The 26,738-nt window shown below is 69.1% G+C and carries 23 protein-coding genes; 18 read left to right on the top strand and 5 right to left on the bottom strand.

The features are described from left to right. Positions 1-17: 17 nt before the first annotated feature. The 7 genes from AC1DP3_RS08815 (at position 18) to AC1DP3_RS08785 (ending at position 6,667) form a co-directional block, all read left to right on the top strand. Positions 18-584 (top strand): F0F1 ATP synthase subunit B, encoded by a 567-nt coding sequence (locus AC1DP3_RS08815; protein ID WP_477292784.1) that lies wholly within the window; start codon positions 18-20, stop codon positions 582-584. After that, positions 584-1,375, top strand: coding sequence for a F0F1 ATP synthase subunit delta (locus AC1DP3_RS08810; RefSeq protein WP_477292783.1), 792 nt, complete (start codon positions 584-586; stop codon positions 1,373-1,375). Before AC1DP3_RS08815 ends, AC1DP3_RS08810 begins: the two co-directional genes overlap by 1 nt. Positions 1,376-1,450: 75 nt before the next feature. Then, complete coding sequence (atpA, locus tag AC1DP3_RS08805; protein ID WP_477292782.1) at positions 1,451-3,091, top strand: F0F1 ATP synthase subunit alpha; 1,641 nt, start codon at positions 1,451-1,453, stop codon at positions 3,089-3,091. Positions 3,092-3,112: 21 nt separating this feature from the next. After that, complete coding sequence (locus AC1DP3_RS08800) at positions 3,113-4,006, top strand: F0F1 ATP synthase subunit gamma (RefSeq protein WP_477292781.1); 894 nt, start codon at positions 3,113-3,115, stop codon at positions 4,004-4,006. A 22-nt stretch (positions 4,007-4,028) separates the two neighbouring features. Next, the gene (atpD, locus tag AC1DP3_RS08795) at positions 4,029-5,477 is read left to right on the top strand and encodes a F0F1 ATP synthase subunit beta (protein ID WP_477292780.1); all 1,449 of its coding nucleotides are present in this window, start codon (positions 4,029-4,031) and stop codon (positions 5,475-5,477) included. A gap of 1 nt (position 5,478) precedes the next feature. Next, entirely contained in the window at positions 5,479-5,739 is a 261-nt protein-coding gene (locus AC1DP3_RS08790; RefSeq protein WP_477292779.1) for a F0F1 ATP synthase subunit epsilon, read from the top strand. Between the two features lie 178 nt (positions 5,740-5,917). After that, the gene (locus AC1DP3_RS08785; RefSeq protein WP_477292778.1) at positions 5,918-6,667 is read left to right on the top strand and encodes a YaaA family protein; all 750 of its coding nucleotides are present in this window, start codon (positions 5,918-5,920) and stop codon (positions 6,665-6,667) included. 24 nt (positions 6,668-6,691) lie between these two features. Here AC1DP3_RS08785 and AC1DP3_RS08780 read toward each other — a convergent pair whose 3' ends face one another. Then, positions 6,692-7,186: a DUF4282 domain-containing protein gene (locus AC1DP3_RS08780; RefSeq protein WP_477292777.1), complete on the bottom strand. Its 495-nt coding sequence runs from the start codon at positions 7,184-7,186 to the stop codon at positions 6,692-6,694. Between the two features lie 173 nt (positions 7,187-7,359). Here AC1DP3_RS08780 and AC1DP3_RS08775 point away from each other — a divergent pair, with 173 nt between their 5' ends. The 8 genes from AC1DP3_RS08775 (at position 7,360) to AC1DP3_RS08740 (ending at position 19,912) form a co-directional block, all read left to right on the top strand. After that, positions 7,360-8,310 carry a hypothetical protein gene (locus AC1DP3_RS08775; RefSeq protein WP_477292776.1) on the top strand — a complete coding sequence of 317 codons (951 nt, stop codon included), beginning with the start codon at positions 7,360-7,362 and terminating at the stop codon, positions 8,308-8,310. A gap of 90 nt (positions 8,311-8,400) precedes the next feature. Continuing rightward, a complete protein-coding gene (locus AC1DP3_RS08770; protein ID WP_477292775.1) occupies positions 8,401-9,381 on the top strand; it encodes an aldo/keto reductase in 981 nt (326 codons plus the stop codon). A 116-nt stretch (positions 9,382-9,497) separates the two neighbouring features. Beyond that, positions 9,498-11,231 (top strand): ABC transporter ATP-binding protein, encoded by a 1,734-nt coding sequence (locus tag AC1DP3_RS08765; RefSeq protein WP_477292774.1) that lies wholly within the window; start codon positions 9,498-9,500, stop codon positions 11,229-11,231. Then, positions 11,228-13,303, top strand: coding sequence for an ABC transporter ATP-binding protein (locus AC1DP3_RS08760; protein WP_477292773.1), 2,076 nt, complete (start codon positions 11,228-11,230; stop codon positions 13,301-13,303). Before AC1DP3_RS08765 ends, AC1DP3_RS08760 begins: the two co-directional genes overlap by 4 nt. Before the next feature lie 66 nt (positions 13,304-13,369). Continuing rightward, complete coding sequence (locus AC1DP3_RS08755) at positions 13,370-14,173, top strand: PP2C family protein-serine/threonine phosphatase (RefSeq protein WP_477292772.1); 804 nt, start codon at positions 13,370-13,372, stop codon at positions 14,171-14,173. Positions 14,174-14,239: 66 nt separating this feature from the next. Beyond that, entirely contained in the window at positions 14,240-17,038 is a 2,799-nt protein-coding gene (locus AC1DP3_RS08750) for an FtsK/SpoIIIE domain-containing protein (RefSeq protein ID WP_477292771.1), read from the top strand. A gap of 33 nt (positions 17,039-17,071) precedes the next feature. Continuing rightward, positions 17,072-18,637 (top strand): APC family permease, encoded by a 1,566-nt coding sequence (locus AC1DP3_RS08745; protein ID WP_477292770.1) that lies wholly within the window; start codon positions 17,072-17,074, stop codon positions 18,635-18,637. 45 nt (positions 18,638-18,682) lie between these two features. Further along, a complete protein-coding gene (locus AC1DP3_RS08740) occupies positions 18,683-19,912 on the top strand; it encodes a saccharopine dehydrogenase family protein (protein ID WP_477292769.1) in 1,230 nt (409 codons plus the stop codon). Positions 19,913-20,034: 122 nt separating this feature from the next. Here the strand turns inward: AC1DP3_RS08740 and ald are convergent, their stop codons facing one another. Together ald and AC1DP3_RS08730 are read right to left on the bottom strand one after the other, a co-directional pair. Further along, positions 20,035-21,150 (bottom strand): alanine dehydrogenase, encoded by a 1,116-nt coding sequence (ald, locus tag AC1DP3_RS08735; protein WP_477292768.1) that lies wholly within the window; start codon positions 21,148-21,150, stop codon positions 20,035-20,037. Positions 21,151-21,183: 33 nt separating this feature from the next. Beyond that, complete coding sequence (locus tag AC1DP3_RS08730) at positions 21,184-22,173, bottom strand: asparaginase (protein WP_477292767.1); 990 nt, start codon at positions 22,171-22,173, stop codon at positions 21,184-21,186. A 54-nt stretch (positions 22,174-22,227) separates the two neighbouring features. Here AC1DP3_RS08730 and AC1DP3_RS08725 point away from each other — a divergent pair, with 54 nt between their 5' ends. Continuing rightward, entirely contained in the window at positions 22,228-22,704 is a 477-nt protein-coding gene (locus AC1DP3_RS08725; RefSeq protein ID WP_477292766.1) for an OsmC family protein, read from the top strand. 115 nt (positions 22,705-22,819) lie between these two features. Here the strand turns inward: AC1DP3_RS08725 and AC1DP3_RS08720 are convergent, their stop codons facing one another. Beyond that, positions 22,820-23,593 carry a lysophospholipid acyltransferase family protein gene (locus tag AC1DP3_RS08720; protein ID WP_477292765.1) on the bottom strand — a complete coding sequence of 258 codons (774 nt, stop codon included), beginning with the start codon at positions 23,591-23,593 and terminating at the stop codon, positions 22,820-22,822. 114 nt (positions 23,594-23,707) lie between these two features. On the opposite strand from AC1DP3_RS08720, the gene AC1DP3_RS08715 reads away from it, so the two are divergent. Then, on the top strand, positions 23,708-24,676 hold the full coding sequence (locus tag AC1DP3_RS08715; protein WP_477292764.1) for an FKBP-type peptidyl-prolyl cis-trans isomerase: 969 nt from the start codon (positions 23,708-23,710) through the stop codon (positions 24,674-24,676). 40 nt (positions 24,677-24,716) lie between these two features. Beyond that, positions 24,717-25,802, top strand: coding sequence for a 1-deoxy-D-xylulose-5-phosphate reductoisomerase (dxr, locus tag AC1DP3_RS08710; protein ID WP_477292763.1), 1,086 nt, complete (start codon positions 24,717-24,719; stop codon positions 25,800-25,802). Here dxr and pflA read toward each other — a convergent pair. Beyond that, the gene (gene pflA / locus AC1DP3_RS08705) at positions 25,796-26,728 is read right to left on the bottom strand and encodes a pyruvate formate-lyase-activating protein (RefSeq protein WP_477292762.1); all 933 of its coding nucleotides are present in this window, start codon (positions 26,726-26,728) and stop codon (positions 25,796-25,798) included. The genes dxr and pflA overlap by 7 nt on opposite strands. Positions 26,729-26,738: the final 10 nt, after the last annotated feature.

The following is a 26,738-nucleotide window of genomic DNA, read 5'->3' as shown; positions in this document are numbered from 1 at the left end:
CGACGTAAGGAGACAGGATGCTCAACGCTCTTGTCACACTCGCCGCTGAAGAGCACGAGACGCCTAATCCGCTCCTCCCGGCCTGGTACGACATCATCTGGTCGTCGGTGTGCTTCATCGTCATCCTCTTCATCTTCTGGAAGGTCGCGCTGCCGCGACTCAAGAAGCTGCTGGACGAGCGTGCGACGGCCATCGAGGGCAACATCGCGAAGGCCGACGACGCTCAGCGGCGTGCCGAGGCTGCTCTTGAGGAGTACACGGCGCAGCTTGCCGGTGCACGCAAGGAGGCCGGTGAGATCCGCGATGCCGCCCGTGAGGACGGCCGCAAGATCATCGCCGAGGCGAAGGATGCCGCATCCGCGGAGGCCGCTCGTCTGACGGCATCCGCTCACTCGCAGATCGAAGCGGAGCGTCAGACCGCGCTCGTGTCGCTGCGCAGTGAGGTGGGCACGCTCGCCATCGATCTGGCCGGCGGCGTCATCGGCGAATCGCTCGCCGACGACAAGAAGGCCCAGGGCGTCGTCGATCGCTTCCTCGCGGAGCTCGAGGCTTCCGAGACCGCTTCGTCGGGACCGAGGGCGTAATGGGCAGCGCGACCACGCAGGCACTCGCGAAGACCACGGCGGCGCTCGACGCCGCCGTGGGAGTCGACCTCACGGTCGCGAGCGAGCTGTTCACAGCCGCCCGCACCCTGGGCGAGTCGGCGCCGCTCGCGGGCGCCCTCGCCGACTCGTCGGCGTCGGCCGAAGGCCGTGCCCGGGTGGTCGCGGACGTGTTCGGAAAGGCGCTGGGACCCACGACGGTGTCGTTGCTCACCTCGGCCGTCTCCCAGCGATGGTCGTCCGCGGACGACCTGGTCGATTCGATCGAAGAGCTCGGGGTGCGCGCTGCGGCGCGTTCGGCCGTCGGCGCCGACGTCGAGGGCGAGATCTTCGGGTTCACCCGCACGATCGCGGCGAACCCCCAGCTCGAACTCGCACTCGGCAGCCGACTGGGGGATGCCGCAGCCAAGCGCGCTCTCGTGCATTCGCTGCTCGAGGGTCGCGCCAGCTCCGCCACCGTCCTGATCGCGTCGTCGCTCGTCGAGCAGCCGCGCGAGCGCCGAGTGCGGGAGCTGCTGTCCCACGCGATGGACCTCGTCGCCGACGAGCGCGGTCGCAAGGTCGCCACAGTCGTGTCGGCTGTTCCGCTGAGCGCCGCGCAGTCCGAGCGACTCGCTGCGGCACTGGGCAAGCGATATGGCGCTGTCGTGACGCTCAACACGGTCGTCGACCCCTCGGTCGTCGGCGGTGTGCGCGTGCAGATCGCAGACGATGTCATCGACGCGAGCGTCTCGGCACGCCTCGCGGACCTCCGCCAGCGTCTCGCCGGCTAACACAGATTTCCCGCCCCCGCGCGCGGAGGCTTTGGGGCCCGACTCGCGGACGGCCCCACTTAACGAAGGAAGACAATGGCAGAAATCACTATCAGCCCCGACGTCATCCGTGACGCGCTGAAGGACTTCGTCGCCGCGTACGAGCCCACCGGGGCGGCGGCGACCGAGGTCGGCACCGTCGTCGACGCCGGCGACGGCATCGCCCACGTCGAGGGACTGCCCGGCGTCATGGCGAACGAACTGGTGACCTTCGAGGATGGCACCAGCGGTCTCGCCCTCAACCTCGACGAGCACGCCATCGGTGTGGTCGTCCTGGGCGAGTTCTCCGGCGTCCAGGCCGGGCAGCCCGTCACGCGCACCGGCGAGGTCCTGTCCGTGCCCGTGGGTGACGGCTACCTGGGTCGCGTCGTCGACCCGCTCGGCAACCCGATCGACGGACTCGGCGCCGTCGCCAACGAGGGTCGTCGCGCACTCGAGCTGCAGGCACCTGGCGTGATGCAGCGCAAGAGCGTCCACGAGCCCATGCAGACCGGCATCAAGGCGATCGACGCCATGATCCCGATCGGCCGCGGTCAGCGCCAGCTGATCATCGGCGACCGCCAGACCGGCAAGACCGCGATCGCGATCGACACGATCATCAACCAGCGTGCCAACTGGGAGTCGGGCGACACCAACAAGCAGGTTCGCTGCATCTACGTCGCGATCGGCCAGAAGGGCTCGACGATCGCATCCGTCAAGGGTGCCCTCGAAGATGCCGGCGCCATGGAGTACACGACGATCGTCGCGGCTCCGGCTTCGGACCCCGCCGGCTTCAAGTACCTCGCCCCGTACACGGGCTCGGCGATCGGGCAGCACTGGATGTACCAGGGCAAGCACGTCCTGATCATCTTCGATGACCTCTCCAAGCAGGCCGAGGCCTACCGCGCCGTGTCGCTGCTGCTGCGCCGCCCGCCGGGCCGCGAGGCCTACCCGGGTGACGTCTTCTACCTGCACTCCCGTCTGCTGGAGCGCTGCGCGAAGCTGTCCGACGAGCTCGGCGCCGGTTCGATGACGGGTCTCCCCATCATCGAGACCAAGGCCAATGACGTCTCGGCGTACATCCCGACCAACGTCATCTCGATCACGGACGGCCAGATCTTCCTGCAGTCCGACCTGTTCAACGCCAACCAGCGTCCCGCTGTCGACGTGGGCATCTCGGTGTCGCGCGTCGGTGGCGATGCGCAGGTGAAGTCGATCAAGAARGTCTCCGGCACGCTCAAGCTCGAGCTCGCCCAGTACCGCTCGCTCGAGGCGTTCGCGATGTTCGCGAGCGACCTGGATGCAGCATCCCGTCGCCAGCTGGCTCGCGGGGCGCGCCTGACCGAGCTGCTGAAGCAGCCGCAGTACTCGCCGTACCCGGTCGAGGAGCAGGTCGTCGCGGTCTGGGCAGGGACCAAGGGCAAGCTCGACAGCATCGCCGTCGAGGACGTCCTGCGCTTCGAGCGCGAGCTGCTGGACTACCTGCGTCGCAGCACGTCCATCCTCACGACGCTGCGCGACACGAACGTGCTCGACGACGACACCGCCGCCGAGCTCGAGAAGGTGACCGACGCGTTCATCCTCGAATTCCAGTCGGGCAAGGGCGGTCAGTCGATCAACCAGCCGGGCCACGAGGAGCACGCGGCCGCGGTCGCCGCCGACGTCAGCCAGGAGAAGATCGTCAAGGGCCGCCGGTAACGGCACCCCTGGACAGCAACCATGGGCGCACAACTCAGGGTCTACAAGCAGAAGATCGCTTCTGCTCAGACGACCAAGAAGATCACGAAGGCGATGGAGCTCATCGCAGCTTCGCGCATCCAGAAGGCGATGGCGCGGGTGCGCGCCTCGGCGCCGTTCGCGCGCGCCGTGACGCGGGCCGTCTCGGCGGTCGCGACGCACTCCAACGTCGACCACCCGCTCACGACCGAGCGTGAGGTCATCCGGCGGTCCGCCGTCGTGATCTTCGCGTCCGACCGTGGCCTCGCAGGAGCCTTCAACTCGCAGATCCTCCGCGAGGGCCTGGCGCTGGCCGAGCTCCTGCGCTCGCAGGGCAAGGAGCCGGTGTACTACCTCGTGGGCCGCAAGGCCGTCGGGTACTTCCAGTTCCGTCGCATGGCGAGCGCTGCCGAGTGGACGGGCGACACCGATACGCCGCACTTCCACACGGCGGAGGAGATCTCGGGTGTGCTGCTGGATGCCTACGACCGCGGCGGCGAGCAGGGCGGCGTGGACGAGATCAACCTCGTGTACAACCGCTTCGTGAGCATGATGACGCAGTCTCCCGAGACTGTCCGTCTGCTGCCTCTCGAGGTCGTGGAAGCGGATGCGTCGAGCACCCAGGTGTACCCGCTGTACGAGTTCGAGCCCGAAGCGGGCGTCGTGCTGGACGCACTCCTGCCGGTGTACATCCAGAGCCGCGTCTTCAATGCGCTTCTGCAGTCCTCGGCTGCGAAGCACGCCGCGACCCAGAAGGCGATGAAGAGCGCGAGCGACAACGCCGACAACCTCATCACCGACTACACACGCCTGCGCAACAACGCACGCCAGGCCGAGATCACGCAGCAGATCGCCGAGATCGTCGGCGGCGCCGACGCTCTGGCGTCGGGCAAGTAGACATACGAAAGAGAATGAAGCCATGAGCCTCACCGCAGAGAAGACGGAAGCCCCTGTCGTCGGGCGCGTCGCCCGCGTCACGGGTCCTGTCGTCGACATCGAGTTCCCGCACGACTCGATCCCCGACATCTACAACGCCCTCAAGACGACCGTCACCGTCGAGGGCGTCACGACCGAGTTCACGCTCGAGGTCGCACAGCACCTCGGCGACGACCTCGTTCGCGCCATCGCGCTCAAGCCGACCGACGGCGTCGTCCGCGGTCAGGAGGTGCGCGACACGGGCGGCCCCATCACGGTCCCCGTGGGCGACGTCACCAAGGGTCGCGTCTTCAACGTGACCGGTGACATCCTCAACGCCGACCCGGACGAGAAGATCGAGATCACCGAGCGCTGGGGCATCCACCGCCAGGCACCGAGCTTCGACCAGCTCGAGTCGAAGACCCAGATGTTCGAGACGGGCATCAAGGTCATCGACCTGCTCACGCCGTACGTGCAGGGCGGAAAGATCGGCCTGTTCGGCGGTGCCGGCGTCGGCAAGACGGTCCTCATCCAGGAGATGATCCAGCGCGTCGCACAGGACCACGGCGGCGTGTCGGTGTTCGCCGGTGTGGGCGAGCGCACCCGTGAGGGCAACGACCTCATCCACGAGATGGAAGAGGCGGGCGTCTTCGACAAGACCGCCCTCGTGTTCGGCCAGATGGACGAGCCGCCGGGGACGCGCCTGCGCGTCGCGCTGTCGGCGCTGACCATGGCGGAGTACTTCCGCGACGTCCAGAAGCAGGACGTGCTGCTGTTCATCGACAACATCTTCCGCTTCACGCAGGCCGGCTCCGAGGTCTCGACTCTGCTCGGTCGCATGCCGTCCGCGGTCGGCTATCAGCCGAACCTCGCGGACGAGATGGGTGTCCTGCAGGAGCGCATCACCTCGACCCGCGGTCACTCGATCACGTCGCTCCAGGCGATCTACGTCCCCGCCGACGACTACACCGACCCGGCCCCGGCGACGACCTTCGCGCACCTCGACGCGACGACCGAGCTGAGCCGCGAGATCGCGTCGAAGGGCCTCTACCCGGCCGTCGACCCGCTCTCGTCCACGAGCCGCATCCTCGACCCCCGCTACATCGGCGCCGACCACTACCGCGTGGCCACCGCCGTGAAGCAGATCCTCCAGAAGAACAAGGAGCTCCAGGAGATCATCGCGATCCTCGGTGTCGACGAGCTCTCCGAGGAAGACAAGGTCGTCGTCGCGCGCGCGCGCCGCATCCAGCAGTTCCTGTCGCAGAACACCTACATGGCGAAGAAGTTCACCGGCGTCGAGGGCTCCACGGTCCCGATCAAGGAGACCATCGAGTCGTTCGACGCCATCGTCAAGGGCGACTTCGACCACGTCGCCGAGCAGGCGTTCTTCAACGTCGGCGGTATCGGCGACGTCGAGGAGAAGTGGGCGCAGATCCAGAAGGAGAACGGCTGACATGCCGCTCAAGGTGAGCCTCGTCTCGGCTGAGTCCGAGATCTGGTCGGGAGAGGCGTCGCTCGTCGTCGCCAAGACCGTCCTGGGTGAGATCGGCTTCATGCCCGGTCACGAGCCGGTCCTCGCCGTGCTCGCCGAGGGCCAGGTGCGGATCACCCAGGCCGACGGATCGAAGATCATCGCCAACGCGCAGGACGGGTTCCTGTCGATGGATGGCGACGAGGTCTCGATCGTCGCCGGAAACGCCGCCCTCATCGCCTGATCGCACTCCGCTGTCGCGCCGTCCGGATTCGTCCGGGCGGCGCGTCGCATTTCCGTGTTTCGACACGCCCGCTACCCGGGCTGCTCAACAACCGCTGGGACTCGATGCTGATCCTCCTCCCGCCGTCCGTGTTTCGATACGCGCGCTTCGCGGGCTGCTCAACAACCGCCGGCACTCGATGCTGATTCTTCTTCCGCCGTCGGAGACAAAACGAAGCGGGGGGTCGCGGCGGGCCCTCGACCTGGACGCCCTGGCGTTGCCCTCCCTGCGCGAGCAGCGTGCGCAGGTTCTGAGAGCGCTCGAAGATCTGTCGAAGGATGCCGCGAACGCCGCCCGCGTGCTCAAGCTCGGCGCCACTCAGCTCGGCGACATCGACGACAACGCCCGCGTGATGACGGCGCCCGTCATGCCCGCCGTGGACCGCTACACCGGCGTGCTCTACGACGCCCTGGATCCGGCATCCCTCGACTCCACCGCCCGTTCATGGCTGGGCAGGCACGTCCTCATCCACTCGGCGCCCCTCGGGCCGGTGGGCGCGCTCGACCGCATTCCCACGTACCGGCTCGGCGCGGCGACGTCGCTGCCCGGCGTGCCGCCGCTCCGCCGCCTCTGGGCCGCAGCGGTCTCGGCGGCGATCGACGCCTCGGCGCCGCGCTTCATCCTCGATCTGCGGTCGGAGGCCTACGTGGGACTCGGCCCGGTGCCGGCATCCGTCCCCTCCGCGTATGTGCGCGTCGTCACGGAGAGCCAGGACGGCGCGGTGAGGGCGCTCAATCACTTCAACAAGCACGCGAAGGGCGCGCTCGTGCGACGGCTCGCCGTCGATCGGCCGCGTGTCGCCTCGCGCACGGGCTTCCTCCGATGGGCGGATGCCGCCGACCTGCGTGTGCGCGAGAACCCGGCTGGCGAGATCGAGCTCTTCGCGTGACAGCGCGGCGGTGCCTCGCGGCGGTCAGCGCTCCGTGTTGTCGGCCGTTCGCTGCGTGTTCTCCGCGATCGCGATGAGTGCCACCACGGCCTCGATGATGAACCGGAGCACCACGATCGCGAGGAACGTCGCGATCGGCACCAGGATGAGCGTCGAGACGAGCAGCGACACCCCGGCGCCCGGGTTGAACGAGATCAGGTCGATGCCGACCCAGATGCCCCGGACGAACCACACCAGGAAGCCGATGCCGATGGCGATGAGGCCGACGACGTAGAACGCGCTCGCGAGGCGGCGCGTGATGAACGTGCGGAACGAGATGTCGAAGAGAGCGCTGAGGAACCCGCGCCCGATGTCCGATGCTTCACCGACCACGGTGGGCACGCCTGTGTCATCGGGGTCGCTCGCGGCACTGTAGGCGGGGCCGGCTGATGTCTCCGGAGGGGTCGCGGCGAGGCGCGCGGCTGCCTGGTCGGCCGGCTGCTCAGGCAGGGGCGGGGGAGTGGGGGTGGTCTCGCTCATGGTGATCCTTTCGCGGAGGGGCACTCGCCAGGCTAGCGAGCCTGTCACGACGCGGCGAGGCATCCCCGCCGAATTGCCCGACTTCGCGCCTCGCTCATCGCTAGCATGTGACTCGGCGGGCTCGTGTCCCGTGGCGTGGTCACACGTCCGCAGAGATTCCGGAAAGGAACGCGATGGACAACTACTACGACGGGGCGGGGTTGGCGATCTTCGGACTGCTCTTCTTCATCCTGACGATCTTCGCGCTCGCGACCTACGTGCTGGGGTCGTGGTTCCTGATGAAGATCTTCGACAAGGCGGGCGTGCAGGGCCGCTGGCGTGCGTGGGTCCCCGTCTACAACCTGACGATCTTCTCGAAGCTCGGCGATCTCAGCCCCTGGCTGGTGCTCTACGGGATCGGGCTCACCTTCGTCCTGGGATTCATCGGACTCGGCTGGATCGGGTCGATCGCGGTCTTCGTCGTCACACTGCTCGCCGCGTGGCGGGTCGGGCTCAAGCTGCAGAAGGAAGCAGCGTGGCTCATCCTCTACTTCTTCCTGCCCCTCGTCTGGCTCGGCATCCTCGGGTTCGACCGCTCGCGCTGGAACCCCGCCATCGCGCCCGCGCCGTGGGCCGGAAACGGGTTCCTCCGCGACGGCACGACATGGGCCGGCGTGCCCGCGCAGGCAGGGTCTTACCCCGCCGCCCCGGGCTACGGCGCACCCGGCGCCTACCCGCCCCCGCCCGGAGCGCCCCCGGTGGGATATGCGGCCGCACCTACCGCGTATGCGGAGCCACCTGCCTACACGCCTCCGCCCGCGGACTACGCCGCCCCGCCGGCCGGCTACAGCCCCCCGCCTGCCCCGCCGGAGGGCTACGCACCGGCGCCATCCGCTGCGTCCGCGCCCGAGCCGCCGTCGGCCCCTCAGGCGCCTGTCGCGCCCGAGCCGCCCGCGGCCCCGCAGGCCCCGATCGCGCCCGAGCCTCCCGCTCCCGCCGAACCGCCCGCCTTCCCGGCGCCTCCGGTGGAGCCTCCGCCGCCGGTCACGCCTGAGCCGGCACCCCCGGTGGTGCCCGAGCCGGCGCCTCCGATCACGCCGGAGCCGCCGGTGTCGCCGGAGCCGGAGAACCCGCGCATCGTCTGATCATGTCGTGAGCCCCCGCCSAACGGCGGGGGCTCACTTCTGCGTGCGGCCCTTGCCATCGCTGCCGACCCGCGGGATAGCGTGGACCGCATGACTTCGATCCCCGTTCCCCTGCGTCGCGTCGGCGCGTCCGGTCTGCTCGTGTCCGCCGTAGGCCTCGGCTGCAACAACTTCGGCCGGGCGGGCACCAAGACCGAGACCCTCGCGGGCACCCGCGATGTCCTGGATGCCGCGATCGACGCCGGGGTGACATTCCTCGACACCGCAGACATCTACGGCCGGGAGCCGGGGCTTTCTGAGACGCTCATGGGCGACGCTCTCAAGGGTCGCCGCGACCAGGTGGTCGTCGCGACCAAGTTCGGGCACAGCGATTTCGCGAGGGGCGTCCTCGGCGGCGCGAAGGCTTCTCGCACTCACGTGCGGCGTGCGGTCGAGGCATCCCTCTCCCGTCTTCAGACCGACTGGATCGACCTCTACCAGCTGCACACGCCCGACCCTCAGACGCCCATCGACGAGACACTGGACGCACTGACCGATCTCGTGCGCGAGGGGAAGGTCCGCTACATCGGGCATTCGAACTTCACCGGCTGGGAGACTGCCGAAGCCCACTACGTCGCACGGGACCGCGGTACTGTGCCGTTCGTGTCGGCTCAGAACAACTACAGCCTGCTGGCACGGGGTGCCGAGAGGGAGATCCTGCCGGCGGCCGAGCGCTTCGGACTCGGATTCTTCCCCTACTTCCCGCTTCAGAACGGGCTGCTGACCGGCAAGTTCACCCGGGATGCCGCTCCCGCCGACAGCCGCATCATGCGTCAGCGGCCGCACCTGTACCAGAACGCGCCGTGGGAGGCGCTCGACGCGTACCAGGCGTTCTGCGATGAGCGCGGGATCACGATGCTCGAGGCGACCTTCGGGTGGCTGCTGTCGCATGGGGCGCTGTCGAGCGTCATCGCGGGCGCGACCAGCCCCGAGCAGGTTCACGCGAACGCGGCCGCTGCCACGGCGTGGGCACCCACCGTCGCAGACCTGTACGAGATCGACGTGATCTTCCCCGCGCCCGACGGCTCATAGCGCGGTTCGCTCACAGCGCACGCTCAGGGTTTGTCTGGTGTCGGCGCTGGGGCGTAGCGTCGAATCTCGCGCACGGACCGCCAGAGCGGGTGACAACGCGCGCGGAAGGACCCTTCGTGCTGGGCAAACTCCTCGTCAGATATCTGAGTCCCGCGTGGCTCCTGATCGTCGGCGTCGTCATCTTCCAGTTGGCGCAGTCCATCGCGTCGCTGATGCTCCCGACGCTCAACGCCAACATCATCGACAACGGCGTGGTCACGGGCGACATCGACTACATCCTGCAGACGGGCGTCGTCATGCTGGGAGTGAGCCTCGTGCAGGTCGTCTGCTCCGTCGTCGCGGTGTACTTCGGCTCGCGCCTCGCGATGGGGATGGGCCGCGATGTGCGCGGAGACCTGTTCCACCGCGTCGTCGCCTTCTCGCAGCGCGAGGTCGGCCAGTTCGGTCCCCCATCCCTCATCACGCGCAACACCAACGACGTGCAGCAGGTGCAGATGCTGGTGCAGGTCTCGGCGACGCTGATGATCTCGGCGCCCATGCTGGCGATCGGCGGCGTCATCATGGCCGTCCGCCAGGATGCGGGGCTGTCGTGGCTCATGGCCGTCGCGATCCCGATCCTCCTCATCATCGTGGGACTCATCGTGGTGCGGATGGTTCCCGCGTTCACCCAGATGCAGAAGAAGATCGACCGCGTCAACCAGATCATGCGCGAGCAGCTGACCGGCATCCGGGTCATCCGTGCCTTCGTCCGCGAGAGCGAGGAGCGCGACCGCTTCGAGACGGCGAGCGAGGACGTCATGGCGACAGGCCTTCGGGCCGGCAATCTCATGGCGCTGATGTTCCCCGCGGTGATGCTCGTCATGAACGTCTCCAGCGTCGCCGTGATCTGGTTCGGCGCATTCCAGGTGCAGGAGAACGGCGTCGAGATCGGCACCCTCTTCGCGTTCCTCAACTACCTCATGCAGATCCTCATGGGGGTCATGATGGCGACCTTCATGTTCGTCATGATCCCGCGCGCGGCGGTCTGCGCGAACCGCATCGGCGAGGTGCTCGACACCGACCCGTCGGTTGCGGCGCCCGCAGACCCCGCGGCTGCCCCTTCCGCTGTCGGCCGGGTCGAGTTCGAGCACGTCGACTTCGCCTACCCCGGGGCAGAGGAGGCCGTGCTCCACGACCTCACCTTCACCGTCGAACCCGGCACCACCACCGCCATCATCGGTTCGACCGGCTCGGGCAAGACCACACTCGTCGGTCTCGTCGCCCGGCTCTTCGATGTGACGGCGGGAGCCGTGCGCGTCGACGGCGTGGATGTGCGCAGATATGAGCCCGACCTGCTCTGGAAGCGCATCGGACTCATCCCGCAGCGGGCCTTCCTGTTCTCCGGCACCGTCGCCTCGAACCTGCGCTACGGCGATGACCAGGCCACCGACGAGGAGCTGTGGCGGGCGCTCGAGCTCGCACAGGCCAAGCGCTTCGTCGCCTCGATGGAGGGCGGTCTCGAGGCGCCCATCGCGCAGGGCGGCACCAATGTGTCGGGCGGACAGCGCCAGCGCCTCRCCATCGCGCGCGCACTCGCCAAGAGACCCGGCATCTACGTGTTCGACGACTCGTTCTCGGCACTCGATCTGCGAACGGATGCTGCCCTCCGGCACGCACTCGACACGCACCTGCCCGAGGCGACCCGGATCGTGGTCGCGCAGCGCGTGACGACGATCCAGCACGCCGACCAGATCATCGTCCTCGACCACGGCCGCATGGTCGGGGTCGGCACCCACGACGAGCTCGTCGAGTCGAATGAGACGTATCGCGAGATCGTCGAGTCGCAGCTCGCGGCGGAGGCGACGGCATGAGCGGCGCACAGAGCACGGCGGCTCCCCGCCGGATGCCCATGCAGCGCGGCCCCATGGGCCAGGCGGGCCCGGGGGAGAAGGCGCAGAACTTCGGCCCGAGCGCGAAAAGACTGCTCGCCACGCTCCGCACCGACACTCCGCTGCTGATCGTGGTCCTCGTGCTCGGCGTGGTGAGCGTCGCGCTCTCCGTCATGGGACCCAAGCTGCTCGGCGAGGCGACCAACATCGTGTTCGCCGGCTACGTGTCGCTTCAGACCCCCGAGGGTCTGACGAAGCAGCAGGTCATCGACGGCCTGATCGCCCAGGGCAACTCGCAGCAGGCCGAGATGCTCTCGGCGATGGACTTCGTCCCCGGCGCCGGCATCGACTTCGAGCAGCTGTTCAGGATCGTCGCCGTGACGCTTGCCGTCTACGTCTTCGCGAGCCTCTTCGCGTGGCTGCAGGCCCGCATCCTCAACGGAATCGTCCAGCGGGCGATGAACCGCCTCCGCCTCCAGGTCGAGGCGAAGATCCACCGTCTGCCCCTGCGCTACTTCGACCGGGTGCAGCGCGGAGAGCTGCTCAGCCGCGTGACGAATGACGTCGACAACATCGGGCAGACGATGCAGCAGACGCTGTCGCAGGTCGTCATCTCGCTGCTGACCGTCATCGGCGTGCTCGTGATGATGTTCATCATCTCGCCGCTGCTCGCCACGATCGCCCTCGTCACCATCCCGCTGACGATCGTGATCACGGTGATCGTCGCGAAGAGATCGCAGAAGATGTTCATCGCCCAGTGGGCGGCGACCGGCGTCCTGAACGCCCGCGTCGAGGAGACGTTCTCGGGTCACTCGATCGTGAAGGTCTTCGGCCACCAGAAAGAGGCCGAGGCGCAATTCCGCACCGAGAACGAAGAGGTCTACCGGGCGAGCTTCGGGGCGCAGTTCCTCTCGGGCATCATCATGCCCGCCATGATGTTCATCGGAAACCTCGTCTACGTGGCCATCGCGGTGGTCGGCGGTCTGATGGTCGCCAACGGGCAGATGTCGATCGGCGACGTGCAGGCGTTCATCCAGTACTCGCGCCAGTTCACCCAGCCGCTCAGCCAGCTGGGCTCGATGGCGAACCTCCTCCAGTCCGGGGTGGCGAGCGCCGAGCGGGTCTTCGAGCTCCTCGACGAAGACGAGGAGACGCCCGACGACGCCGACGCCGAGACGGCGTCGCCCTCGGCGAGCCACCTGGCGTTCGAGAACGTGTCGTTCCGGTACGCGGAAGACAAGCCGCTCATCGACGACCTCTCGCTCGAGGCGAAGCCGGGAAGCACGGTCGCCATCGTCGGACCGACGGGTGCCGGCAAGACCACGCTGGTMAACCTCATCATGCGGTTCTACGACGTCGACAGCGGGCGCATCACCCTCGAGGCCCCTGGGATCGACGGGGCCCCCATCGACACCCGCCGCATGACCCGCGACGACCTGCGCTCACGCACGGGGATGGTGCTGCAGGACACCTGGCTGTTCTCCGGCACCATCCGCGAGAACATCGCCTACGGGCGCCCGGACGCCACTGAGGGCGACATCATCGAGGCGGCGACGGCGGCCTACGTGGACCGTTTCGTGCACGCACTGCCGGACGGATACGACACTCCGCTCGACGACGACGCCACGAACCTCAGCGTGGGCGAGCGGCAGCTCATCACGATCGCGCGCGCCTTCCTCGCCGATCCGCGCATCCTCATCCTCGACGAGGCGACGTCATCGGTCGACACCCGCACCGAGCTGCTCATCCAGCGCGCGATGTCACGCCTCCGCGCAGACCGCACCGCCTTCGTCATCGCGCATCGCCTTTCGACGATCCGGGATGCCGACCTCATCCTCGTGATGGAGAGCGGCGCGATCGTCGAGCAGGGTTCCCACGACGAGCTCCTGCGCGCCCGGGGTGCGTACTGGCGCCTGTACAACGCCCAGTTCGAGGCCGCGATCGATGACGAGAGCGAGGAGGCGCCGCCCTTCGCCGCAGCCGGAGCGACCATGCCGGCGGATGGCGGAGCGCGTGCGGCGGTGATCGAGGCCCTGCTCGAAGCAGAGGAGTGAGCGTCTACTAGGATGTGAGCACGTCTGCGGTCCAATCGGTCCGCTTCACTCAGGGAGGATAGCGGCGTGCCCGAAGTATCCACCCAGCATCGTTCGGTGCCTTTCGGCGAGGGAGACCGCGCCGGCACCATCGAGCTCTCGTGGGCCGCGGTGACCGATACCGGTCGCCGGCGCGAGATCAACCAGGACGCCGTGCTGACGGCCTATCCGCTCTTCGTGGTCGCGGACGGCATGGGCGGCCACCTCGGCGGTGAGATCGCGAGCTCCAGCACCGTCGACCGGCTCCGCGGAGTCGTCGATGCAGGCCGGGTGACGGCGAAGTCGATCGAGAAGGGCCTCGTTCGCGCTGTCAAAGACATCGCCTCGCATCCCGAGACGACCGACGACGGCACGGGCACCACGCTGACGGGCGTCTTCCTCGATGATTCCGATGACCAGCCGCAGTGGGTGACGCTCAACATCGGCGACTCGCGCGTGTACCTGCTTCGTGACGGGACTCTGGTTCAGATCACCACCGATCACTCCGTCGTGCAGGAGCTCGTCGCGGCTGGCCGCTTGAGCCCCGAAGAGGCCGAGAACCATCCCTACGGCAACGTCATCACGCGCGCGGTGGGTCCCAGCGAGGGTGCACGGCCCGACTATGTGCGTCTCGACATCGTCAACGGCGACCGCTTCGTGATCTGCTCAGACGGGCTCACGAAGGAGCTCACCGACTACGGCATCCAGCACTTCCTCGACGAGCATGCGGATCCCGCCGATGCGGTGAAGGCGATGCTCGACGCCGCGCTCGAGAACGGCGGCCGCGACAACATCACGATCATCGTCCTCGACGTCGCGGTGCAGACCGAGTCCTCCACAGCGGCGAGCTGACAGAGCTTCTCCCCGACCCTCGACACCCGGCTCGGCCGGGGGCCGCGGCAGCGGTTCGCTGGGATCGTGTCATTCCCTGGTTCTCTGCGCCACGATCCGCTCGAGTACTACGACGAGCCGCTGACGCTTCCTCCCGAAGCCCCGGCTCCGCTGCGCGCGCCCCTGCCGATCCTCGCCATGGTCGTGCCACTGGTCGGGGCGGTCATGCTGTGGCTCGTGACGGGGTCGATGCTCTCGCTGTGGCTTGCTCTCCTCGGGCCGCTCATCGCCGGCGCGACGTTCCTCGACGGCAGACGCGCGGGGCGCAAGGAGCGGCGGCGGGCGGAGCGGAACAGGGATGCCGCGCTCGCCCGGGTGGAGGACGACATCGCGGCGCGACACGAGCGCGAGCGAGCGCGACGACGGGCGCAGCATCCCGACGTCGCCGGCTTCCTGATGGACGCGGACGAGATCTGGCGTGCCGTCGCGGCGCGCGGTGAGGGTCTCGTGGCGGGGACAGGGGATGCACCCACCGGCCTGCAGCTCTCGGGGGGCGGCCCGGACGAACGCAGCGCCGCGCTGCGTCGGCGGGCGCGGATCGTCAAGGATGCACCCGTCATCCTCCCCGCGTCAGGGGCGATCGCCGTCGTCGCGACGCCCGTGCTCGCGGCGGCCGTTGCGCGCGCCCTCGTCCTGCAGGCGTGTCTCGCCCAGCCTCCCGGCGAGCTGAGGATCGTCGGTCCCCTGGCAGCCGAGGACAGCTGGGTGGAGCGGCTGCCGCACCGCGCGGCGACGGCCGGCACCGCCCTGGCCCTTGTCGCCCAGGGGGCGCCGGTACCGCCGGACGCTGAACTCGCCATCGTGCGAGTGGACCCGTCAGCCCGCGTTCCCCCGGCGTGCGCCGCTGTGCTGACGGTCAGCTCACCGGCCGACGCCCGACTGGACGCAGGCGGTGAGGCACGCCACATCGCGGTGGAGGCCGTCGCGCTCGCGCAGGCCGAGCACATCGCGGCGCAGCTGGCGGCCCTCGCGGGGGAACTGCCACGCGTCGAGGCCGCGGCCCCGGTGGCTCTCGGCTCGCTCCTTCCGGGGGTCGCCCTCGCGGGCCTCGGCGCGGTGATCGGGCTCGAAGACACCGGAGAGGCCGTCGTGGATCTCGTCGCGGACGGGCCGCACGCGGTGGTCGCCGGAATGACGGGAAGCGGAAAGAGCGAGCTTCTGGTGACGTGGGTGCTGGCGCTGTGCGCCTCCCGCTCGCCGCGCGAGGTGAGCTTCCTCCTCGCGGACTTCAAGGGCGGCACCGCCTTCGACGCCCTCGCCGACCTGCCGCACGTCACAGGAGTCATCACCGATCTCGACGGAGCGGGCGCGCGCCGCGCCATCGAGAGCCTCCGCGCCGAGGTGAGATGGCGCGAAGCCGAGCTGGCGCGCTGCGGCGCACGCGACATCCTGGATCCTCGCGTGGAGCTGCCGCGGCTTGTGGTCGTCGTCGATGAATTCGCCGCGCTGCTCGGCGATCATCCCGAACTGCATGCCGTCTTCACCGACATCGCGGCGCGAGGACGCGCACTCGGCATGCACCTCGTGCTCGGCACGCAGCGGGTAGCCGGGGTGGTGCGCGACGCCCTCTTGGCGAACTGCCCGCTGCGCGTGAGCCTCCGCGTCGCCGATGCCGCCGACAGCCGGGCGGTCATCGGAACGGATGACGCCGCGCGATTGGCAGGCGGGCTGGCGGATCGCGGTGTGGCGCTGATGCGGAGAGCCGGCGACCCCGCCCCACGACGCCTGCGCGTCGCGCTGTCGTCTCCGGCCGACATCACGCGGATCATCGAGGGTTCCGACGGCCACCGTCCGCGCAGGCCGTGGCTCCCCGATCTTCCGACCCGGATCGAACTGCACCAGCTTTCTCGGGAAGGCATAGGGCCGGGTGAGCTCCTGCTGGGGCTCGCCGACGAGCCGGACCGCCAGCGCCAGGTACCGGCCGTCGTGCACGTCGACGACCGCGGGGTGCTCGTCGTCGGAGCGTCAGGCACCGGCAAGTCGACGGCTCTCCGCACGCTCGCGGCGCAGTCGGTCGCTGCGTTCGTCGTCCCTTCTGATCCCGAGGCGGCATGGGATGCCGTCGCTCAGCTGGTCGATGCGCCTCCGCCGCGCGGCTCGACCATCCTGATCGACGATCTGGACGCCCTTTCCGGGCGCTTCCCGCACGAATACGCGGCGGAGCTCGGCGAGCGCCTGGAGCGATTCGTCCGCGGCGCGGGCGACCAGGGCGTGCTGGTGGTCGCCGCCGCCCAGCGGCTCACCGGCTCGGCGTCCCGCATCGCCGAACTGCTGCCCCGCCGGGTGCTCCTGCCCGCATCGACGCGCGCGGAGTACTTGGCCATCGGAGGGGAAGGGGTGCACTACGCGGGCGACCAGCCCGCGGGCCGGGCCCGCCTCGACGGTCGCGCCGTCCAGGTCGCGGTGACCCCGCATACGGCACCGCGGGCGTTGACCGAGCCGCCGCCGTGGTTCCCCGTCGAGGGCGTGACAGGCTTCGTCGCACGGAGGTCGCCCGCCTCACGCGCCGCGCTCGCCGAGTGGGAGGGGCGAGGCATCCGGGTCGTTCCCGTCGCGGATGCCGGGATCGAGGGCGGCTCCGGTGCGACAGTGTTCGTCGGTGACGCCGACGACTGGCAGCGACAGTGGCAGCTGCTGACGAGGGTCCGGAATGAATACTCGCTGGTGGTGGACGCCACGCTGGCCGCCGATTTCCGCGCCCTGAGTGCCGATCGGGCCCTTCCGCCGTACTGCGCGCCGGGCCGAGCGCGGGCATGGCTGTGCCACGACGCCAACCCGGCGGAGCGCATCGCCCTTCCCGGTGGAGGAGGAGTGCAGAGCTCTTGACCGGAATGTATTCCTCCACATACCTTCGGCATCGTGTCTACCACCCCTATCGACCTCAACCGGCCCGACGGAAAAGGTCTGAAGGCGGGATCGCTGGGCCTCTGGGGCTCAACCGTCATCGGACTGGCCTCGACCGCGCCCGTGTACTCGCTCGTCGCCACGCTCGGCTTCGTCGTCCTCGCCGTCGGCGCCCAGGCTCCGATCGCGTTCGTGCTCGCCTTCATCCCGATGCTGTTCATCGCCTTCGCCTACCGAGAGCTGAACAATGCCGTGCCCGACTGCGGCACCACTTTCACGTGGGGCACGAAGGCGTTCGGCCCGTGGGTGGGATGGATGGGGGGCTGGGGTGTGGCCGTCGCGGGCATGGTCGTGCTCGCGAACCTCGCGCAGATCGCCGGAATCTACTTCTGGGCGCTGATCGACGGCATCGTCCGCAGCTCCGACGATGCGCTGCTCTCCGAGAACGTCCCGCTCGTCACGTTCACGGGTGTCGTCTTCATCGCGGCGATGACGTGGGTGAGCTGGCGCGGTGTCGAGATCGGCGAGAAGATCCAGAACGTCCTGCTCGCCATCCAGTACGCGGCGCTCGCCATCTTCGTCGTCGCCGCCCTCTGGCAGTTCTTCGCGGGCACAGCCCCGAACCCCACGCCGTTCGACTGGTCATGGTTCAACCCCTTCGCCTTCACGGACTGGAGCGCGTTCATCGAGGCGGTCCTCCTGGCGCTGTTCATCTACTGGGGATGGGACACCTGCCTCGCCCTCAATGAGGAGACGAAGGACCCCAAGCGGATCCCCGGCCGCGCGGCACTCCTGACCACCGTGATCCTGCTCGTCACGTACGTCGGCGTGACCGTCGCCGCGATGATGTATGCCGGACTCGGCACAGAGGGCACGGGCCTGGGCAACGAGGCCAATGCCGACGACTTCTTCCTCGCCATCAAGGACGGGCTGTTGGGACCGGTGGGCTGGGTGCTGGTGGTCGCCGTGATGATCTCGGCGATCTCCTCGACGCAGACCACGATCCTTCCCACGGCACGCGGGACCCTTGCGATGGCCGCCTACAAGGCGCTGCCGCGGAAGTTCGCCGACGTGCATCCGCGCTACCGCACGCCGTCCTTCTCCACGGTCGTGATGGGCGTGGTCGCGTCCGTCTACTACGTGGGCATGACGCTGATCAGCGACAACATCCTGCAGGACTCGATCCTCTCCCTGGGCCTTGCGATCGCCTTCTACTACGGCGTCACCGGCTTCGCGTGCGTCTGGTATTTCCGCAGGGAGCTGTTCGCCTCGACCTACAACTTCTTCTACAAGTTCCTCTTCCCTCTGCTCGGCTCGCTCATGCTGACGTACGCCTTCGTGCAGTCGGCCATCGACATGTACGACGTCGACTACGGCTACACCGTGCTGCTCGGGATCGGCGGGACCTTCGTGCTCGGGGTGGGCTCGCTGGCCTTCGGCGTGCTCCTCATGGTGCTGTGGTTCTTCTTCCCGCGGGCCAAGCCCTTCTTCCGTGGCGAGAGCCTCAACAAGCAGACCGAGGTGCTCGTGCCCGAGGACGCCGCCGACTTCGCACGCTCCATCGACGGCGGGCTCGTCTGAGGCCACACGCCGTCCCCACCGATCACCACCACCAGGAGCTCACCCATGCGCATCCTCATCGTCGGCGCCGGCGGCGTCGGCTCGGCAGCGGCGCGCATCGCCGTCCGCCGCAGCTTCTTCGAGTCGCTTGTCATCGCGGATTACGACCCCGCTCGGCCCGCGGCGCTGATCGCGGAGCTGGGGGATGGGCGACTCGCGGGCGCGCAGGTCGACGCATCCAGCGCTGACTCCGTGGCCGCTCTCATCCGCGAGCACGGCGTCACCCATGTCCTCAATGCGGTCGATCCCCGATTCGTGATGCCCATCTTCGACGGATGCTTCACCGCCGGCGCGACCTACCTCGACATGGCCATGAGCCTGTCGCACCGGCATCCCGAACGGCCGCATGAGCTGACCGGCGTGAAGCTCGGGGATGAGCAGTTCGCCAAGGAGCAGCAGTGGAAGGATGCCGGCCGCCTCGCCCTGGTGGGAGTCGGCGTCGAGCCCGGACTGTCGGATGTCTTCGCGCGGTACGCCGAGGACGAGCTGTTCAGCGAGATCGACGAGCTGGGAGTGCGCGACGGCGCGAACCTGGTCGTGGACGGCTACGACTTCGCCCCCTCGTTCTCCATCTGGACGACGATCGAGGAGTGCCTCAACCCTCCCGTGATCTATGAGGAGGGCCGCGGCTGGTACACGACGCCGCCCTTCAGCGAGCCCGAGGTCTTCGACTTTCCCGAGGGCATCGGACCGGTCGAGTGCGTCAATGTGGAGCACGAGGAGGTCCTGCTCATGCCGCGCTGGACGAAAGCGAAGCGCGTCACATTCAAGTACGGCCTCGGCGACGAGTTCATCGAGGTCTTGAAGGTGCTCAACAAGCTGGGCCTGGACCGCACGGATCCGCTGTCGGTCAAGGGGGTGCAGGTCTCTCCGCGCGATGTCGTCGCCGCCGCGCTTCCCGATCCGGCGACGCTCGGCGACAAGATGACCGGCAAGACCTGCGCCGGCGTCTGGGTGAGGGGCAAGGGAAAGGACGGTCAGCCGCGCTCGACCTATCTGTACCATGTCGCCGACAACGAGCAGACGATGAAGGAGTACAACTCCCAGGCGGTGGTGTGGCAGACGGCCTTCAACCCCGTGATCGCCCTCGAGCTGCTCGCGAACGGCACCTGGTCGGGCGCCGGGATCCTCGGGCCCGAGGCGTTCGACGCCAAGCCCTTCCTCGAGCTGCTCGCAGCTCCCGCTCCCGCCGGCTACGGAAGCCCGTGGGGCATCGAGGAGAAGCCGATCGGCTGATCACGGCACTGACCTGGGAGCCGGGTGCGGCTGCCGCGCCGAGCGGCGTCTCGGAGCCGGGGTGCGGGCAGCCGAGCGGCTGCCCGCCGAAGGGCGTCCCGTCCGGCGTCCGAGCCGATGGGTCAGGCGATCGCGGCCGCCAGCGGAGCGAGCTCCAGCCCGTGGGCAGTTGCGACTCCCGGATTCACGACCGTTCCGGCCACGGTGTTGAGGCCGGCGGCGAGGGCGGCGTCGGCGCGCAGCGCCTCCTTCCATCCCGACCGCGCGATCTGCCGGATGTAGGGGAGCGTCGCGTTCGTGAGCGCCGAGGTCGACGTGTTGGGTACCGCCCCCGGCATATTCGCGACGCAGTAGAAGATGCTCCCGTGGACGGGGAAGGTGGGATCGGCGTGGGTCGTCGGGCGCGTGTCCTCGAAGCATCCGCCCTGGTCGACGGCGATGTCCACGAGCACGCTCCCCGGACGCATGCGCCGCACCATGTCGTTCGTCACGAGCTTCGGCGCCTTCGCGCCCGGGATGAGCACTGAGCCGATGACGAGATCCGAATCGACGACGGCGCGATCGAGGTCGAGCGGATTGGATGCCGCGGTCTTGACCCGTCCCTGGAAGTGGTCGTCGAGGTACCGCAGCCGCTGCACATTGGTATCGAACACCGTGACGTCGGCTCCGAGGCCGACGGCGATCACGGCCGCATTCGCTCCGGCGACACCGCCGCCGATGACGGTGACCCGCGCGGGACGCGTGCCAGGCACTCCGGACATCAGCAGGCCCAGCCCGCCGGAAGAGCGCATGAGCGTCGCGGCGCCGACGGTGGGCGCGAGGCGCCCTGCAACCTCGCTCATCGGGGCGAGGAGGGGCAGCCCGCCGCTTGCGAGCTGCACCGTCTCGTAGGCGATCGCGGTGACGTCGTCGGCGACGAGCTGGTCGGTCAGCGGGCGATCGGCGGCGAGGTGAAGGTAGGTGAACAGCACCAGGTCGTCTCGGAAGAAGCCGTACTCGCTCTCGATCGGCTCCTTGACCTTGAGGAGCAGCTCGGCCCGCGCCCAGACCTCGGCGGCGTCGTCGAGCAGCGTCGCGCCTGCCGCGTCGTACTCGGCATCCGGCATGGATGATCCCTCGCCGGCGCCGCGCTGCACGAACACCTCGTGTCCTGCCGCCACCAGATCGTGCACACCCGAAGGGGTGAGCGCCACGCGGTACTCGTTGTTCTTGACTTCGCTCGGTACGGAGATCCTCATCGATCGTTCCTTTCCGCTCCTCGTGGGAGCCCGCTAGATGGTGGGGCGGATGGCCCCGACCGCTGTGCCGCCGCCCGAGACCGACAGCGGAAGCCTCGCGAGGGTCTCGGCGACGTCCTTCGCGCTGAGGGCGCCGGCGCGCTCGAGCAGACGGAGCGCGACGGCCGATGCGGCGCGGCCGCTCCCGTCGAGGATCTTCAGCGCCACGGTCGTGCCGTTCGGCGCGACCATCACCATGACGCCTTCGGCCCCGGTCTTGGCGAAGACGCCGAGCCGCTCGATGACGATCGTGTCAGGGCGGCCGGGTCCGTCGATCGCCCACGGATTCTCCCGGACAGCGCGCACGAGGGCGCCGGCGTTGCGGTGCAGCGCGAACGGCGAAGTCGGTGAGGCCGTCCCCACGCGGTGGATCGCCTTGGCGAGCGCCGAGAGGCTCGTCGAGTAGACGGGAGCACCGCATCCGTCCACCGCTGTCGCTGCCGCCTTGTGGCCGACCAGGCGCTCGATGACGTCGCGGATATGAACCTGCACCGGATGCTCGGGCGCGAGGTAGCCGTCCGTGTCCCAGCCGTTCACCGTGCAGGCCAGCAGCATCGCGGCGTGCTTTCCGGAGCAGTTCATGCGGATGGCGGACGGCTCGGAGTGGTCGCGGACGAGCTCGTCGCGCGTCGCCTGATCGGTCGGCCACGCGGCGGGGCACGCAAGGGCCGTCTCGCCGAGGCGAGCGGCATCCAGGATGTCTCGGACCACCGCGACATGGCGGTCGGAGCCGGAGTGGCTCGCCGTCGCAAGGGCGAGCCGTTCACCCTCGAGGGGGGCGCCGGCTGTCAGGCAGGCGAGGGCCTGCAGCGGCTTGAGACTCGACCGGGGGAGGATCGGGGAGGTCGCATCTCCCAGCTGCTGCACGACGATCCCGTCCGGCGACAGCACGATCGCCGAGCCGGAATGCCGGGATTCGACGAATCCGCTCCGTTCGACGACGGCCAGCTCGACGGCGTCGGCGGCGGCGAAAGTCTGCGGCACCACGCCAGCCTACCGCCGGGCCCCCGCGGCGATGACGCGTGCGAGACTGGGGCGATGCTCGGCGAACACCGCTACCGTCTGCAGGCCACGTGGGCGGGCAACCGCGGCACGGGCACGAGCGGCTACCGCGATTACGACCGTTCCGTCACGGTCGAGATCGATGGCAAGCCGACCCTCCACGCCTCGAGCGACAAGCCCTTTCGCGGCGATCCCGCGAAGTGGAATCCGGAGGATCTGCTCCTCGCCTCGCTCAGCGAGTGCCACCTGCTGTCGTACCTGCACGCGTGCGTACAGGCGGGGGTCATCGTCGTCGACTATCGGGACGAGGCATCCGGAATCATGGTCGAGGACGGTCGCGGAGGCGGGCGATTCACCGAGGTCGTGCTCCGGCCGCACGTGACGGTCGCCGATTCTTCGATGACGGATGCCGCGACCGCCGCTCACACGCAGGCTCACGAGTGGTGCTTCATCGCCAGCTCGGTGAACTTCCCCGTGCGGCACGAGCCCACGATCGAGGTCGCGGGGCCCTGACCCCGACCCCGGAACGACAGGTCAACCACGCCCTTACAGGGCGATGCGGCCGAAATCGTCCTGTAGACGCGTGGTTGACCTGTGAAACGGTGGGTGCGCGGGCGCCGGTGAAGAGTCAGCGTCGCTCGTGCGGCAGGACCTGCTTGATGCGGTCCATGCCGTGTGCGGGCGTTTCGTTGTAGGCGTTGGCGAGCTCCTGTCCGGAGAGGGCGTGGATCGCGGCCATGATGTCGTCGGTCGCAAGGCGCCGCGCGCGGCCCGACTCGGCGGGACCGTGGTGTGAGAGGTCGAGCGGCTCGCCGAAGCGGACGGCGACGCGCTCCTTCATCGACGGCATCTTGGCGCCGACGGGCATGACGCGATCGGTGCCGATGAGCCCGACCGGGACGACCGGTGCTCCGGTCTGAAGTGCGAGGAAGGCGACGCCCGTGCGGCCCTTGTAGAGGCGGCCGTCCAGCGAGCGCGTGCCCTCGGGGTACAGCGCGACGGCGTTGCCGTCCTCGAGGAGGCGGCGCTGCTGGTCGAGGGCATTGAGCGCGGCCTGGCCTGCGCCCCGCTGGACGGGCACGGCGCCGATGGCGGTGAAGAACTCGCGTGACGCCCACCCGGAGAAGCCCGTGCCGTCGAAGTACGAGGCCTTCGCCAGGAAGTGAACGGGTCGCGGGGACGCGATCGGGATGGCGATCGAGTCGAGGAACGACAGGTGGTTGCTCGCGAAGATGACGGCGCCGGACTTGGGCACGTTGTGCTGGCCGTCGACCTGAGGGCGGTACATGAGGCGGCCGAGGGGTGTGAGGATGAATCGGCCGACCGCGTAGGTGAGGCCCATGCGGCCTGCAGCCGGCTCCTCGTCAGGAGTCGAGAGGGCAGGGGTATCCGCGGAAGTCACCCGTCGAGGGTACTCCGGGTTCCATTCCGGTCACGGCATGGCGGTTCTCAGCATCGGCAGAGAAAGTATGGGCGAGGATGGAGGTTCCGCCCATCGATGAACGAGGTTTCTGCCGTGCGCACTCGCCCGATCGCCCTCCTGTCTTCAGCAGCCGTCCTCTCGGTCCTGCTGCTCGCCGGCTGTACGCCGTCGACAACGGACGACTCCGAGCCGACCCCCACGGCGTCGGCTGCAGGCGACCTCTGCGGTGCCAAGGTCGCGTCAGGCGCGGCATCCGACGCGGTCACCGCCGAGGGCGACGTGGGCGCGGAGCCGACCGCGACCTTCACCGCCCCGCTCGAGATCACCGAGCCGCAGTCGACCGTGGTCGAGGAGGGCTCGGGCGACGAGGCGGAATCCGGAGACCTGATTCGGATCGGGCTCTCGGCCTACGACGCCACCTCCGGCGAGAAGGTCGCGGCGCAGGGCTACAACGACGATCTCCTCCCGCAGCAGATCTCGCCCGACAGCGGCGTCGGCCAGCTGCTCGGCTGCCCGAAGCCCGGTTCCCGCTACGCCGTGGCGGTGCCCGCGGCGGCCGACGGCAGCAGCCCGGCCCTGGTGTACCTCATCGACGTCTTCGGAACGGCGCCGACCGAGGCGTGGGGCGAGCCGCAGGAGCCGGTCGACGGAATGCCGACGGTCGAGCTCGATGACGACGGATCTCCGACGGTGACCCTGCCCGAAGGTGACATCCCGACCGAGTTCTCCAAGGCGACCCTGAAGAAGGGCGATGGAGCCGTCGTCGAGGCCGGCGATCAGGTGCTCGTGCAGTACCACGGCGTCTCGTGGAACACCGGGGACGTCTTCGACGAGTCCTGGGGCAAGCAGCCGTTCAGCTTCACGGTCGGAAGCGGCGTCGTCCCGGGCTTCACGGACGCCGTGACCGGAGAGACGGTCGGCTCGCAGGTCATCGCCGTCCTTCCCCCCGCGGCGGCGTACGGCGAGGGAGAGATCACCGAGGCGGATCTCAAGGGCCAGACGCTCGTCTTCGTCGTCGACATCCTTGCGGTGCAGAAGGCGACGGCCGCCACCCCGCAGTAGAGCCGGAACGGGATGCGGCGCCGCGGTCTAGGCTGACGACGTGCGTCGCGTCCTGATCCTCGGTTCCACCGGCTCCATCGGCACGCAGGCCCTCGAGGTCATCCGCGCGAATCCGCGCCGGTTCGAGGTCGTCGGGCTCGCCGCCGGGTCCAACCGGGAACTCGTGGCCGCGCAGGCCGAGGAGTTCGACGTCGAGCACACCGCCTTCGGCGCGGTGGAGGCCGAGCAGCTCGTCCGTGACGTCGAGGCGGACGTGGTGCTCAACGGCATCACGGGATCCGTGGGGCTCGGGCCCACCCTCGCAGCGCTCGAGTGCGGGCGAACCCTCGCCCTCGCCAACAAGGAGTCGCTCATCGTGGGCGGCGATCTCGTGACGTCTCGCGCCAAGCCGGGGCAGATCGTCCCCGTCGACTCGGAGCACTCCGCGATCGCACAGGCGCTCCGCGCCGGCGCGGCCGAAGAGGTGCGGCGGCTCGTGCTGACAGCATCCGGTGGCCCTTTCCGCGGTCGCGACCGAGTCTCACTCGCAGACGTGACCCCCGCCCAGGCGCTCGCGCATCCGACCTGGAACATGGGCCGGGTCGTGACCACGAACTCGGCGACTCTGGTCAACAAGGGACTCGAGGTGATCGAGGCGCACCTGCTGTTCGACATCCCCCTCGACCGGATCGACGTCGTGGTGCACCCGCAGTCCATCGTGCACTCGATGGTCGAGTTCGTCGACGGGTCCACGATCGCCCAGGCATCGCCGCCCGATATGCGGCTGCCCATCTCGCTGGCCCTCGACTGGCCGAACCGGGTGGGGGGAGTGGGCCGTCCGCTGGACTGGACCAAGGCGTCGTCGTGGGACTTCGAGCCGCTCGACGCCGAGGCATTCCCCGCCGTGCGGCTCGCCAAGCGCGTCGGACGTGCGCGCGGCACGTATCCGGCGGTCTTCAACGCGGCCAACGAGCAGGCGGTCGATGCCTTCCACGAGGGGAGGCTGCCCTTCCTCGGCATCCTCGAGATCGTCGAGCGCGTGGTCGAGGCGCACGAGGCGCCTGCGACACTCACCCGCGAGTCGCTGGCAGCGGCGGAGACGTGGGCGAGGGATGCCGCAGACCGGGGCATCGCCGCGCGTCAGTAGGTCGTGAGGCCTTCGGCGCGGAACTGATCCCGCACCCGCTCGACGAGTTCGGCGCTCGGCGGCAGGGTGTCGGCGAGCTCATAGGCGCGGCCGACCGACTCCCACTTGTCGCGGCCCATCTGGTGGAACGGCAGCACCTCGACGCGCGTCACCGTTCCCGGCCGGATGCGATTGAGGGATGCCGCATATCCGGCGACCTTCGCCACGTTGTCGTGGTCGTCGGTGAGGCCGGGCACCAGGACGAACCGCACCCACACCTCGGGGCCGTGGCCGCTCAGTCCCCGCTCCGCGAGTCGCCTCCCGAAGGCGAGGGTCGGCTCGAGGTCGCGACCGGTGGCGCGCAGGTACGTGTCTGGATCGCCTGCCTTGACGTCGAGGAGCACGAGGTCGGTGTCATCGAGCATCGCGTCCGTCGCGTGGGCGCCGAGGAAGCCCGAGGTGTCGAGGGCGGTGTGGATTCCGTGCTCCTTGGCGCCGCGAAGGATGCGGGCTGCGAACCCGGGCTGCATGAGGACCTCGCCGCCGGAGAGCGTGACACCGCCGCCGGTGGCGCGGAACACCGCCTCGTAGCGGCGGACGCGGCTCAGCAGCTCCTCGGCGGTCACCGGTTCGCCGTCCTTCATCGCGAGGGTGTCGGGGTTGTGGCAGTACAGGCACCGCAGCGGGCACCCGCTGAGGAAGACCGTCAGGCGGGTTCCCGGACCGTCGACGGCGGTGACGAGCTCCCAGGAGTGCACGGAGCCGAGCTCGCCCGCTCGCATCGCCGCGAGGCGATCGGAGCGGTCGAGCTCGGCCACGGAGAGGCCGTCGACCCCTGCCCCGCCCCGGCGCGCGATCGCGCGCTCGGGGGCGGAGAGCTCGGTGGGGGAAGCGAGCATGCTCGCGTCGCACGGGAGGACCGGTGCGGCGATGAGGACGGCGGCCATGATGGATCAG

It is taken from the genome of Microbacterium sp. P5_B6 (assembly GCF_056400345.1).
This window is presented reverse-complemented; position numbering and strand designations above follow the sequence as displayed.